Below are 11,771 nucleotides of genomic sequence, written 5' to 3'. Positions count from 1 at the left end.
CGAGGGGTGGCTCAGACGACGACGGTCATGCCGCCGTCGATGAAGACGACCTGCCCGTTGACGTAGTCCGAGCCGTCGGAGGCGAGCCAGACGGCGGGGCCGATCAGGTCCTCGACGCGGCCCCAGCGCGCGGCGGGCGTGCGGCCGAGGATCCAGCTGTTGAACGCCACGTCGTCGACGAGGCCCTGCGTCATCTCGGTGTGGATGTACCCCGGAGCGATCGCGTTGACCTGGATGCCGTGCTGCGCCCACTCCGCCGTCATCGCGCGGGTGAGGTTGCGGATCCCGCCCTTCGAGGCGGTGTAGGGCGCGATCGTCGGCCGCGCGAGATCGGCCTGCACCGAGGCGACGTTGACGATCTTCCCGGCGCCGCGCGGGATCATCCGCTTCGCCGCCGCCCGGCCGACCACGAAGGCGCTGGTGAGGTTCGTGCGCAGCACCCGCTCCCAGTCGGCGACCTCGAGTTCGAGCAGGGGCACGCGGTGCTGGACGCCGGCGTTGTTGACCAGGATGCGCAGCGGGCCCACCGCCTCCTCGATCCAGGCGACGCCCGCCTCGGCGGCCGCGTCGTCGGCGACGTCGAAGGCGCGGGCGTGGATCCGCGGGCGGTCGTCCGTGCCGGGGAACCGCTCCGCGAGCTCGGCGCGGGCGGCCTCGAGGCGCTCGGGGTCGAGGCCGTTCAGGACGACGGTGGCGCCCGCCTCGGCGAGGCCGGTGGCGACGGCGCGGCCGATGCCGCGGCTGGATCCGGTGACGAGCGCCACGCGGTCGGTCAGGTCGAAGAGCACGGTTCCTCCAGAGGGTCGGAGCGGATGTCAGGGCTGCGGAGGCGCCGCGCGCGGAGGGCCCGCGACGGTGCGGCTCGCGAGCGCCCCGATCCCGTCGAGGACGATCAGCACCTCCTGGCCGGGCCCGACCTCGACGGCCGTGCCGGGCGAGCCGGTGAGGACGACGTTCCCCGGGTGGAGCGTGAGGTGGGAGGTGAGGTGCACCAGGATCTCGGCGGCGCGCCAGCCGAGGCGGTCGGTCGAGGAGACGGCCCGCACCTCCCCGTCGACGCTCACCGTGATGCCGACCGCGTCGACGTCGACTCCGGTCTCGATCCACGGTCCGAGCGGCGTCCAGCCGTCGCCGTTCTTGCCCTGGAGGAAGAGGCCGTCGGCGGCGATCATCCCGGGAGCGGTGACGTCGTTCGCGACCGTCGCTCCGAGCACGTGCGCGAGCGCGTCCTCGGGCGTGAGGTGCCGCGCGGTGCGGCCGATGACCAGGGCGAGCTCGCCCTCGACGACCACCGGGCCGATGCCCTCGTCGAGGACGATCGGGTCGCCGGGCCCGGCCAGCGTGTGCGCGGTCTTGTGGAAGGCCTGCGGCGGCAGCAGCCGGTCGGCCGCGGAGCCGTTGTGCGCCATGCCGAGGATGACGCGGGGCTCCACCGGGGCCAGCAGGTGCGCGCCATCGACGGGCCAGCGGCGGCCCGTCTCGACCGGCTCCGCGGCGAAGGCGTCCGCGATCTCGCGCCACTCCCCCGCGACCTGGAGGACGACGGCCGGTCCGTCCTCGGCCCGGATCCGCGCGAGGCGCATCAGCGGACGCCCCTCGGCTCGACGCCGGTGCTGCTGCTCGTGCTGCTCGTTCTGCTGGTCGCCACGGTGCCTCGCTCACTCCGGCCCGCGGAGGCGGGATGGGCCGAGCGTAACAGCCCAGTGAACGGGATTCAACGGAATGGACGGCGAAGCGTCAGGCGGGTGCTCCGGCGACGAGGGGCGGGCGGCCGAGCGCCGCGGCGGCCTCGCGGAGGGCCGCGACGACCTCCTCCTGATCGTCGCCGACCGGCCGGACCAGCGAGACGCCGACCGCGACCGAGAGATCGGAGCGGGTGGCGGCCGGGACCGCGACGGCGACGCCCAGGACGCTGGGGTGCAGCTCGCCGTCGTCGATCGCGTAGCCGCGCACGCGCGCCGCGGCGACCTTGCGGAGCAGCTCGCGGGTCGAGGACGTGGACCGGTCGGTGAAGACGACGATGTCGCGGTCGTCGGCGAAGCGCTCGGCGATCTCGCTGTCGTCGAGCTCGGCCAGGAGCGCCGTTCCGACGGCCGTGGCGGAGGCGGGGTACCGGTCGCCGACGCTCGCGGAGAGCGCGAACCGCTCCCGCCCCTCGTGCACCGCCAGGTAGAGGACCCGCGTGCCGTCGAGCAGCGCGATCTGCACCAGCTGATGCGAGAGCACCGGCGACTCCTCGCAGAGCCGGTAGAACTCGCGCACCGGGTCGAAGCCGGCGAGGTAGTGGCTGCCGAGCTCGACGGTGCGCCGGCCGAGGAGGAAGCCGGAGCCGACGCGGCGGATGAGCCGGCCCTCCTCGAGCGCGGCGCAGAGGTTCGAGGTCGACGACTTGGCGATCCCGAGCTCGCGGGCGATGTCCGTCAGCGTGCGCGGTCCGCCCGCGTCGGCGAGGAGGTCGAGGATCCGCATGGCGCGCGACACGGCCGGGGCGCCCGAGCCCCTGTCGGAGTCGACCGTCGTCGGGGGCGCATCGGGGCGGGCCATGGCGTCCTCTTCCGGGGGCGGGATCAGTAGAACTCCACCGTATCGACTCGGTTGATCAGGGGCTCCCCGTCGAGGAAGCGGGTGGCGTTGCGCGCGAAGAGCTCGGCGATCAGGCGGTCCTCCGCGACGTTCAGCGCCGCGGTGTGGGGGCTGATCAGGACGCTCGGGTGGCTCCAGAGCGGGCTGCTCTGCTCGAGCGGCTCCTCCGCCACCACGTCGAGCGCGGCGAAGCCGACGCGGCCGTCGTCGAGGGCGGCGAGCAGCGCCTCCTCGTCGACGACCGTCCCGCGGCCGACGCTGACGAACGAGGCGCCGGGGCGAAGCGCGGCGAAGAACTCGGAGCCGACCAGCTTCTCGGTGGCGGCGGTGCCGGGGAGCGTGACGACGACCCCGTCGATCCGGCCCGCCACCTCCGCGATCGCGTCGGGGGCGACGATCTCGTCGACGTGCTCCACCTCGGTCTCGTGGCGGCTCGTGCCGATCACGCGGGCGCCGAGCTGCTGGAGCTTCCGGGCCGTCGCGCGCCCGATCGCGCCGAGCCCCACGATCAGGACCGTCTGCTCCGAGATCAGCCCCATCGTCCACCGGCCGCCCCAGACGCGCTCGCGCTGGAGGGACTGGAGGCGCGGGAGGGACTTGGCGCCGGCCAGGAGTCCGAAGACCCCGAACTCGGCGAGCGGCTCGGAGTGGACTCCCGCCGAAGTGGAGAACGCGATGCGCTCGAGCTGCGCGTCGTCGAGCCCCGCGGCCCGCACCTGCGCGCCTCCGCCCGCGGGCATCGTCTGCACCCAGCGGAGGCGCGGATTCGCGGCCGCCGTGCGCGCGAGGGCGGCGGGGGTCTCGTCCGGCACGCCGTAGAGCACGTCGGCGGAGTCGACGAGCTCGTCGAAGGCGCGCTGCTGCTCCGGGGTGCGCCGGAAGGAGGGGTCTCCGCCGTGGTCGCCCGGGTGGCGCATCGGAGGGAGGAGGCTCTGGTCGGCGACGACGTCGAGGCGCGGCTCGAGCTCGACGATGCGGGCGATCAGCTCGGGGCTGAGCGGCGAGGCGATGACGACGCGGAGGCGATCGGTCACGGGTGTCCCTTCGCGGGACGGTGCGGGAGGCTCTCCCCCGGATCGGCCCGCGCCCACCTTACTTCACTCCTGTGAACCGTGTTCGATATGCTGGGCGCATGCCGGACACCACGACCGCCGCCCTCCCGCCCGCGCGCACTGGCTTCATCGGGCTCGGGAGCATGGGCGCCCCGATGGCCCGGCGCCTCGTCGCCGCCGGCGTCCCGCTCGGGATCACGGCGCGCCCCGCGTCCGCCGACCGCGCCCGCCGCGCCGTCCCCGAGGCGCAGTGGCACGACTCCGCCCGCTCGCTCGCCGCCGCCTCGGACGTGCTGATCGTGATGGTGCCGGACCTGCCGCAGCTCGAGGAGGTGCTCGAGGGAGAAGAGGGAGTGCTCGCCGCGGGGTCGGACCTCGTGCTCGTCGTCTGCTCCAGCGTGTCCGCCTCCGGCCTGCGCGAGCTGGCGGGACGCCACCCGCGGCTCCGCCTCGTCGACGCCCCCGTCAGCGGCGGCACCGAGGGCGCCGAGGCGGGGACCCTCTCGATCATGGTCGGCGGGGCGGAGGAGGACGTCGCCCGGGTGCTGCCCGTGCTGTCCGCCTGCGGGACCGCCGTCCGCCTCGGGCCGCTCGGCGCCGGCGAGGTGGCGAAGGCCTGCAACCAGCTCGTCGTCGCCGCGACCATGACCGCGATCGCGGAGGCCGCCGTCATCGCCGAGCGCTCCGGCCTCGACCTCGACACGCTGCTCGCCCTGCTGCAGGGCGGCTACGCGGGCAGCCGCGTGCTCGAGACCAAGCGCGCCGCCCTGGTCGCCCGCGACTACACGCCGACCGGCGTCGCCTCCTTCATGGACAAGGACCTGCGGGCCGCGGCCGACGAGGCGGAGGCGACGGGCACCTCCGCTCCGCTGCTCGGCACGCTCCGCACCGTGTTCCGCGACCTGGTCGACGCCGGCCTCGGCGACGAGGACCTCGCGGTGGTGCACCGCTTCGTCGCCGAGCGCTGAGGCGGGGAGCGTTCGCGCGGAGGCCGGGCGGAGACGTCCCGCTGCGCGCCGGGACGCCGGCGAGGAGCGGCGTCTCGGCGGGGAGGCGCCCGCGCGAGAGCAGCCTCCGCGCGTCGGCGCAAGGGCCCCCGCTCCGGGCGTCCCCGACCTAGCGTCGGAGGAACGGCATCATCGAGCGAAGGAGCACGACATGGCATCAGGAGTCGCAACGGTCTGGGTCCCCGTCACGGACATGGAGCGGGCGGTCGCGTTCTACCGCGACACGCTCGGCCTCGAGGTCAAGGACACCTCGGACGACTGGTCGGAGCTGGACGCCGGCGGGCTGATGATCGGCCTGAACGCCCGCGAGTCGGCCACGGTCGCGGAGCAGGGCGGGGCGGTCATCTCGTTCCAGCCCGAGGGCTCGATCGAGGACGAGCTGGAGCGCCTCACGGCGCGGGGCGCGTCGATCGAGGGTGAGATCAGCGACCACGAGTGGGGCCGCATCCTCCCCTTCAAGGACTCGGAGGGCAACGACCTCCAGTTCTACTCGCCGCCGCAGGGCTGAGCGGAGGACCGCCGTCGAGGCGGCCGCGACGAGCGGCGGGCGGGCCGGAGCCGGAGGGCTGCGGTCCGCCCGCCGCTGTGCGTCGCGCGGCCCGTCGGTCCTCGCGCAGGCGCGTCGCCCGGCCGGTCCGATCCTCGGATCGTCTCTCCGCCGTATGTGAAGCCCCACTTACAGCCCTTCTCCGCACCTGAGGTCTTAGGATCAGCTGTCCGCCGCATCTGCGGACTCTTGATCCGGAGGTCCCCGTGCGTCGTCGCCTGCTCCCCCTCGTCCCGGCCGCTGCCGCGCTCCTCCTGCTCGCGGGCTGCTCCGCTCCGTCGACCCCCGCCGGCGATGCGGCCCCCGGCGGCGCGACGTCCTCGGTCGGCGGCTCCCTCACGGTCTTCGCCGCCGCCTCGCTGAAGGGCGCGTTCACCGAGCTCGCCACGGGGTTCGAGGCCGCCGAGCCCGGAGCGCAGGTCGAGCTCTCCTTCGCCGGCTCCTCCGACCTCGCGACGCAGATCGTCAACGGCGCCCCGGCCGACGTCTTCGCCTCCGCCGACGAGCGCACGATGTCCACCGTCGCCGAGGCCGGGCTCGTCGACGGGGACCCGGTCGACATCGCCACGAACACGCTCGAGATCGCCGTGCCTCCCGGCAACCCGGCGCAGGTCGCCTCGCTCGCCGACCTCGCCCGGCCCGGGACCGCCACCGTCGTCTGCGCGCCGCAGGTGCCGTGCGGAGCAGCGGCCGTCGCGGTCGAGCAGGCCGCCGGGGTCGACATCTCCCCCGTGAGCGAGGAGTCGTCGGTCACCGACGTGCTCGGCAAGGTGTCCTCAGGCGAAGCGGACGCCGGGCTCGTCTACGCGACCGACGTCCGCGGGGCCGCGGGCTCGGTCACCGGCATCCCCTTCGCCGAGGCCTCGGAGGCGGTGAACACGTACCCGATCGCGGCGCTGACCGGAGCGGGCGACCCGGCCACGGCGGCGGCCTTCGTCGCGTACGTCGCCTCCGACGCCGGACGCGCGGCGCTCGCGGCGGCCGGGTTCGGAGCGCCGTGAGAGGCGTCGCGGCGTCGGAGGAGGCCTGCAGGGCGGTCGGCAGGTCGGTCATAGGAGGGTCGTAGGACGGTCATCGGAGGCGCAGAGCCCCGGCCGCCAGGGTTGCTCGCGACGGACACCACGATCGACGAGGAGCACGACCATGACCCGCATCCCGGAGCCCCGCAGCACGCCCGACGGACCGGCCTACGAGGGCCGCCGGCTCGACCGCCCCGAGGAGGAGGTGGTCGACCAGGGCCTCCCGTTCGACGTGGGCACCCTCTTCTCGCGGCGCGGCGTGCTGACGCTGGTCGGCGCGGGGGCGGCGACCCTCGGGCTCGCGGCGTGCTCCACAGGAGGACCGGGATCCGCCTCCTCCGCAGCCGCGACCGCCACCGCGACTCCCACCGCGACCGCCACGGCCGGGGCCGGCACCGCGGTCGCCGGCGAGATCCCCGACGAGACGGCCGGCCCCTACCCGGGCGACGGCTCGAACGGGGTCGACGTCCTCGAGCGCTCCGGGATCGTCCGCAGCGACCTGCGGACCAGCATCGGCGGCGGCGCGACGGCCGACGGGGTCCCCCTGGCGCTCACTCTGACGATCCTCGACGCGGCGAGCGGGGGCGTGCCGTTCGCCGGAGCCGCCGTGTACGTCTGGCACTGCGACGCGCACGGGGACTACTCGATGTACTCCAGCGGTGTCGAGGACGAGACGTACCTCCGCGGCGTACAGGTCGCCGACGCGTCGGGCGTCGTCTCCTTCGTCTCGATCGTCCCGGCCTGCTACTCCGGCCGCTGGCCGCACATCCACTTCGAGGTGTACCCGGGGGTGGACTCGATCGCCGACGCGTCGAACGCGATCGCGACCTCGCAGGTCGCCCTGCAGGAGGAGGCGTGCACCGCTGTCTACGCCCTCGACGCGTACGCGGGCTCGGCCGCGAACCTCGCCCGGGTCGGCCTGGACACCGACTCCGTCTTCGGCGACGACGGCGGAGCCCTGCAGCTCGCGACGATGTCCGGCAGCCCGGCGTCCGGCTACTCCGCGGCACTCACGGCGAGCGTCGACACCCGCACCGCGCCGACCGCGGGCGCCGCGCCCCGCAGCCGCTGACCCCCCGTCCCTCTCCGCGAGATGCCACTTGGGTACGCGACACGCCGTGCGAGGCGTACCGAACTGGCATCTCGCGGAGAGGGGACGGGCGGGGCGCGGGCGTGCGCGAGGGCGAGATTCCACTTGGGTACGCGACACGCCGCGCGAGGCGTACCGAACTGGCATCTCGCGGGGAGGGGATGGGCGGGGAGCGGCGCAGGCGCGGACGTAGGATCGACGGCATGCCGCAGATACGGATCAGGGACGCCGCCGCCGCGCTCGGCGTGAGCGACGACACGCTGCGGCGCTGGATCGAGAACGGGACGCTCGAGAGCGCGAAGGACGCGTCCGGGAGACGCGTCGTCGACGGCCTCGAGGTCGCCCGGCTCGCCCGCGCGAACGCCGTGCTGCCGGAGGATCCGTCCCCGGTCGCGCGCTCGGCCCGCAACCGCTTCGTCGGGATCGTCACCGGCATCGTGATGGACACCGTGATGGCGCAGGTCGAGCTGCAGTGCGGTCCGCACCGCGTGGTCTCGCTGATGAGCAGCGAGGCGGTCCGCGAGCTCGGGCTCGAGCCCGGGTCTCCCGCGGTGGCAGTGGTCAAGGCGACCACGGTCATCGTCGAGACGCCGCTCGCCCGCGGCTGATGCGCACCGGGTCCGGCCTGCCGCGCTGGGTCGTGGCCGTCGCCGCGCTCGGCGCCCTGCTGGTGCTGCTCCCGCTCGCCGCGATCCTCGCCCGCGTCGACTGGCCGCAGTTCCTGCCGCTGATCACCTCCGACTCCTCCGTCGCCGCGCTCCTGCTGAGCCTGCGCACCTCCGCCGTCGCGACCCTGCTCTGCCTGCTGCTCGGCACCCCGATGGCCCTCGTGCTCGCCCGCACGGCCTTCCCCGGCCAGCGCCTGCTCCGCTCGCTGGTGCTGCTGCCGCTGGTGCTGCCGCCGGTGGTCGGCGGGCTGGCGCTGCTCTTCACCTTCGGGCGGATGGGCCTCCTCGGCGGCGCGCTGGAGGCCCTCGGCGTCCGCATCGCGTTCTCGACCACCGCCGTCGTGATCGCGCAGACCTTCGTGGCCCTGCCGTTCCTGGTGCTGACGCTCGAGGGCGCGCTGCGGAGCGCCGGCGCGCGGTACGAGTCGGTCGCCGCGACGCTCGGCGCCTCGCCCGGGACGGTGCTCCGGCGGATCACGCTGCCGCTGATCCTGCCGGGCCTCGCCTCGGGCGCGATCCTCTCGTTCGCGCGGGCGCTCGGCGAGTTCGGGGCGACGCTGACCTTCGCCGGCAGCCTCGAGGGCACGACGCGCACCCTCCCGCTCGAGATCTACCTGCAGCGCGAGAGCGATCCGGACGCGGCGGTCGCCCTCGCGCTGGTGCTCGTGGTGGTCGCGGTGCTCGTGATCGGTCTCGCGCACGGCCGCTCCGCCCGGGGGGTGCCGCGATGAGCCTGCTGCTGGAGGCGCGGCTCGCGGCGCGCGGGATCGATGTGCGGATCGACGTGGCCGAGGGCGAGACGATCGCGCTGCTCGGGCCCAACGGCGCGGGCAAGTCGACCGTGCTCGAGTTGATCGCCGGCCTCGTCCGCGCCGACTCCGGGCGGGCGACCGCCGGCGGCGCGCTGCTCTTCGACGACCGCCGCTGGACTCCTCCGCACCGGCGCCCCGTCGCCCTGCTGGCGCAGGATCCGCTGCTGTTCCCGCACCTCAGCGTCCGCGAGAACGCGGCGTTCGGTCCGCGCAGCGCCGGCGCCGGACGGGCGCGGTCCCTCGAGCGGGCGGAGCGCGAGCTGGCCGCCGCGGGCGTGGCCGACCTGGCCGACCGGCGCCCGGGGAGCCTCTCCGGCGGCCAGGCTCAGCGGGTCGCCCTCGCCCGGGCCCTCGCGACCGACCCGCGCCTCCTGCTGCTCGACGAGCCGCTGGCCGCGGTCGACGCCCGGACCGCCCCCGTCCTCCGCCGGATGCTCCGCGAGGTGATCGCCGACCGCTCGGCGATCGTGGTCACCCACGACGTGCTCGACGCCTGGACCCTCGCCGACCGGGTTCTGGTGCTGCACGGCGGCCGCGTGGTCGAGGAGGGGCCGACCGCCCGCGTCCTCACGCGCCCGCGCACCGCGTTCACCGCCGAGCTCGCCGGGCTCGAGCTGCTCGAGGGCGTCCGCACCGCGACGGGTCTGCGCACCGCCGACGGGCACGAGCTGTCCGGAGTCGCGGCCGAGCCGGTCGCGGTCGGTGCCGCGGTGCTCGCCGCGGTCCGTCCCTCCGCCGTCTCCGTCGGAGAGGGACGCCTCCGCGCCGTGATCACCGATGTGGAGCAGCGGGGGGACGCGGTGCGGGTGCGCAGCGCGCTCCTGACCGCCGACGTCCCGGCGGCCGACGCGGCGCGCCTCGACCTCGCGCCCGGCCGCGAGGCAGGCTTCACCGTCGCTCCGGAGCACCTGCTGGTCTACCCGGCGTGAGGGGCGCGCACGAGGAGACGGCTCGCTGTCCGGCATGAATCCGCCCCTCGGACCGCCCTGTGCTCGACGCGAGGGACGGCGCGAGCGCCCGTCCCGCTACTCCGCCCCGCCGCCGTCCCCGTCGGGCGCCGCGCCGGACAGCGGGAGCCGCGCCCGCAACCGCGCCCCCGCCAGCACGGGCGAGTCCGAGAGCTCCAACGAGCCCCCGTAGACCGCGAGCTGCCGCTCCAGCCGCGCCAGGCCCGAGCGCGTCGACCCCTCGACGAGTCCGCGGCCGTCGTCGTCGAGGGTGAGCACCACGACGCCCGCCTCCTCGTCGCCGCGCACCCGCAGCGAGGAGGCGCCGCCGTGCTTCAGCGCGTTGGTGACCGCCTCCTCCAGGAACCGGACCAGGAGCATCCGCTGGTCGAGCGGCGGCTCGGCGCCCTCGGCGGCGAGCGCCGGGATGCGGCCGAGGTCGAGGTCGACGGCGATCTCGGGAGGGAGGCGCGCGACGAGGTCGCGGACGGCGGGGACCAGGCCGTGGTCGATCTCGACCGGGTAGAGGGCGTGGCCGACCGCGCGCACCTCGTCCTCGCGGAGCCGGTCGAGCCGGGCGGCGATGGCGAGCAGCCGCTCCGAGGCCGCCTCGTCGGATGTGCTCGCGACCGCGTGCAGCTCGGCGGTCAGCACCACGAGTCCGTTCTGGAGGCCGCCGTGCAGGCTCTGCGCGACGTCGCGGCGCACCCGCAGCTCCTCCCGCTGCAGGGCCTGGACCGCCTCGAGCGCCTGCACGGAGGCGCGGGCGTGCTCCCGCTCCTTCTCGCGAACCCGCCGCGCCGCGCGCACGAGCAGGTAGCCGTAGGCCGTGATCAGCGCGATCACCGTGGATCCGACGACCAGCTCGACCGCGAGAGCGGGGAGGGCCGAGAGCGGGTAGACGCCGGTCAGCACCTGGAGGCAGCAGCGGACCAGGCCCATCCCCACGGCGATGACCGCCGTCCGGGCCACGCGGGCGCCGCCGGTCGAGCGCTCGGGGCGCAGCACTGCGACCAGGGCGATCGCGAGCCCGATCGTCGACACGTTGACCAGGACGCGCGTCGTCACGTCGAGCAGCGGCCCCGGATCGACGCCCCGCAGCGTCCGCGACAGCATCCCGAGCGCGAAGACGGCCTGGAGCGCGGCCAGCAGCGAGAGCACGCCGCCCAGGAGGGCCATCGCTCCGAGGACGATGCGGTTGTCCTCGCGCGCGTCGCGCGGGCCGGCGCTCATCCGGTGTGCTCGAGGAAGAGGAGCGTCGCGTCGACCCGCGGGTTGCGCTCGCCGTCCGAGCGGACGCCGAGGGACGCGTAGACGGCGTTGACGTGGTTGTCGACCGAGCGGACCGCGATGCCGAGGCGCTCGCCGATCGCGGCGTTGGTCAGCCCCGATGCGAGACCCGAGAGCACCTCGTACTGGCGCGGGCTCAGCGCGGCGACCGGGGAGTCGCGGCGGGCCGCGCGGGCGGCGACCAGCGCCGGATCGAGCACGGTGCGGCCGTCCGCCGTCGCGCGGACGGAGGCGAGCAGCGCGGGGGCGGAGAGGGAGGAGGTCTTCGAGAGGTAGCTCCAGCCGCGGGCCTCGGCGCGGTCGAGGCGGAGGAAGCGGTGCATCGCGTCGACGGCCGAGAGCAGGACGATGCCCAGCCCCGGCGCGGTGGACCGCAGCCGGCGCCCGAGCTCGATGCCGTCCCCGTCGCCGAGCTCGATGTCGAGGATCGCCACGTCGAGCTCCGCGGGCCGCAGCACCGACCGCGCCTCCGTGGCGGATCCGGCCTCCACGACGCTCCGCACGCCCGGCACCGCGCGCAGCAGCGACGACAGCATGTGCCGGTAGAGGGGCTGGTCGTCGACGACGGCCAGCCTGAGCTCCGGAACGCCCCCCACGGATGTCATCCGCCCATCTTCACCCATGCTCCGGAGGTCGAGGCGTCCCTCGACCGGGGGTCACCGCGCGAGGATCCGCGTCGGCTCGCGGGCGGCGGCGGGCGCCTGCCCCGTGAGCGGGGGGATCAGGAGTGACGGGGCGGGGTCGATGAGGCGGGTG

At 75.3% G+C, this 11,771-nt stretch carries 13 protein-coding genes; 7 read left to right on the top strand and 6 right to left on the bottom strand.

Annotated features, from left to right (window positions below):
* Nucleotides 1–11 precede the first annotated feature (11 nt).
* From C5C10_RS13200 to C5C10_RS13185, 4 genes are all read right to left on the bottom strand, one after another.
* A complete protein-coding gene (locus tag C5C10_RS13200; protein ID WP_104329457.1) occupies nt 12–788 on the bottom strand; it encodes an SDR family oxidoreductase in 777 nt (258 codons plus the stop codon).
* Nucleotides 789–815: 27 nt separating this feature from the next.
* The gene (locus C5C10_RS13195) at nt 816–1,583 is read right to left on the bottom strand and encodes a fumarylacetoacetate hydrolase family protein (RefSeq protein ID WP_104329456.1); all 768 of its coding nucleotides are present in this window, start codon (nt 1,581–1,583) and stop codon (nt 816–818) included.
* 154 nt (nt 1,584–1,737) lie between these two features.
* Complete coding sequence (locus C5C10_RS13190) at nt 1,738–2,544, bottom strand: IclR family transcriptional regulator (RefSeq protein ID WP_104329455.1); 807 nt, start codon at nt 2,542–2,544, stop codon at nt 1,738–1,740.
* Nucleotides 2,545–2,567: 23 nt separating this feature from the next.
* On the bottom strand, nt 2,568–3,617 hold the full coding sequence (locus C5C10_RS13185) for a D-2-hydroxyacid dehydrogenase (protein WP_258060578.1): 1,050 nt from the start codon (nt 3,615–3,617) through the stop codon (nt 2,568–2,570).
* Nucleotides 3,618–3,715: 98 nt separating this feature from the next.
* On the opposite strand from C5C10_RS13185, the gene C5C10_RS13180 reads away from it, so the two are divergent.
* The 7 genes from C5C10_RS13180 to C5C10_RS13150 all read left to right on the top strand — a co-directional run bounded on the left by C5C10_RS13180 (nt 3,716) and on the right by C5C10_RS13150 (nt 9,707).
* Nucleotides 3,716–4,603 (top strand): NAD(P)-dependent oxidoreductase, encoded by an 888-nt coding sequence (locus C5C10_RS13180; protein WP_104329453.1) that lies wholly within the window; start codon nt 3,716–3,718, stop codon nt 4,601–4,603.
* Nucleotides 4,604–4,793: 190 nt separating this feature from the next.
* Nucleotides 4,794–5,150: a VOC family protein gene (locus C5C10_RS13175; protein WP_104233520.1), complete on the top strand. Its 357-nt coding sequence runs from the start codon at nt 4,794–4,796 to the stop codon at nt 5,148–5,150.
* A 245-nt stretch (nt 5,151–5,395) separates the two neighbouring features.
* Nucleotides 5,396–6,190: a molybdate ABC transporter substrate-binding protein gene (gene modA, locus C5C10_RS13170; protein ID WP_104329452.1), complete on the top strand. Its 795-nt coding sequence runs from the start codon at nt 5,396–5,398 to the stop codon at nt 6,188–6,190.
* A gap of 142 nt (nt 6,191–6,332) precedes the next feature.
* Entirely contained in the window at nt 6,333–7,280 is a 948-nt protein-coding gene (locus C5C10_RS13165) for an intradiol ring-cleavage dioxygenase (RefSeq protein WP_104329451.1), read from the top strand.
* Nucleotides 7,281–7,501: 221 nt separating this feature from the next.
* Nucleotides 7,502–7,906, top strand: coding sequence for a molybdopterin-binding protein (locus C5C10_RS13160; protein WP_104222447.1), 405 nt, complete (start codon nt 7,502–7,504; stop codon nt 7,904–7,906).
* Nucleotides 7,906–8,697, top strand: coding sequence for an ABC transporter permease (locus C5C10_RS13155; RefSeq protein WP_104222446.1), 792 nt, complete (start codon nt 7,906–7,908; stop codon nt 8,695–8,697). Before C5C10_RS13160 ends, C5C10_RS13155 begins: the two co-directional genes overlap by 1 nt.
* Nucleotides 8,694–9,707, top strand: coding sequence for a sulfate/molybdate ABC transporter ATP-binding protein (locus C5C10_RS13150; RefSeq protein WP_104329450.1), 1,014 nt, complete (start codon nt 8,694–8,696; stop codon nt 9,705–9,707). The genes C5C10_RS13155 and C5C10_RS13150 overlap by 4 nt, the downstream gene beginning before the upstream one ends.
* Nucleotides 9,708–9,803: 96 nt before the next feature.
* Here the strand turns inward: C5C10_RS13150 and C5C10_RS13145 are convergent, their stop codons facing one another.
* On the bottom strand, nt 9,804–10,958 hold the full coding sequence (locus C5C10_RS13145; protein WP_104329449.1) for a sensor histidine kinase: 1,155 nt from the start codon (nt 10,956–10,958) through the stop codon (nt 9,804–9,806).
* The gene (locus C5C10_RS13140) at nt 10,955–11,620 is read right to left on the bottom strand and encodes a response regulator transcription factor (RefSeq protein WP_104237929.1); all 666 of its coding nucleotides are present in this window, start codon (nt 11,618–11,620) and stop codon (nt 10,955–10,957) included. Before C5C10_RS13140 ends, C5C10_RS13145 begins: the two co-directional genes overlap by 4 nt.
* Nucleotides 11,621–11,771 lie beyond the last annotated feature (151 nt).

This window comes from Rathayibacter sp. AY1A3 (assembly GCF_002930975.1).
Lineage (GTDB): Bacteria > Actinomycetota > Actinomycetes > Actinomycetales > Microbacteriaceae > Rathayibacter.
This window is presented reverse-complemented; position numbering and strand designations above follow the sequence as displayed.

Excerpts from the sequence above, each read along its gene's own strand:
- C5C10_RS13140 (WP_104237929.1), bottom strand. The coding sequence starts at position 11,620 with ATGACATCCGTGGGGGGCGTTCCGGAGCTCAGGCTGGCCGTCGTCGAC.
- C5C10_RS13165 (WP_104329451.1), top strand. The coding sequence starts at position 6,333 with ATGACCCGCATCCCGGAGCCCCGCAGCACGCCCGACGGACCGGCCTAC.
- C5C10_RS13155 (WP_104222446.1), top strand. The coding sequence starts at position 7,906 with ATGCGCACCGGGTCCGGCCTGCCGCGCTGGGTCGTGGCCGTCGCCGCG.
- C5C10_RS13175 (WP_104233520.1), top strand. The coding sequence starts at position 4,794 with ATGGCATCAGGAGTCGCAACGGTCTGGGTCCCCGTCACGGACATGGAG.
- C5C10_RS13180 (WP_104329453.1), top strand. The coding sequence starts at position 3,716 with ATGCCGGACACCACGACCGCCGCCCTCCCGCCCGCGCGCACTGGCTTC.
- C5C10_RS13195 (WP_104329456.1), bottom strand. The coding sequence starts at position 1,583 with ATGCGCCTCGCGCGGATCCGGGCCGAGGACGGACCGGCCGTCGTCCTC.
- C5C10_RS13190 (WP_104329455.1), bottom strand. The coding sequence starts at position 2,544 with ATGGCCCGCCCCGATGCGCCCCCGACGACGGTCGACTCCGACAGGGGC.
- C5C10_RS13150 (WP_104329450.1), top strand. The coding sequence starts at position 8,694 with ATGAGCCTGCTGCTGGAGGCGCGGCTCGCGGCGCGCGGGATCGATGTG.
- C5C10_RS13145 (WP_104329449.1), bottom strand. The coding sequence starts at position 10,958 with ATGAGCGCCGGCCCGCGCGACGCGCGCGAGGACAACCGCATCGTCCTC.
- C5C10_RS13160 (WP_104222447.1), top strand. The coding sequence starts at position 7,502 with ATGCCGCAGATACGGATCAGGGACGCCGCCGCCGCGCTCGGCGTGAGC.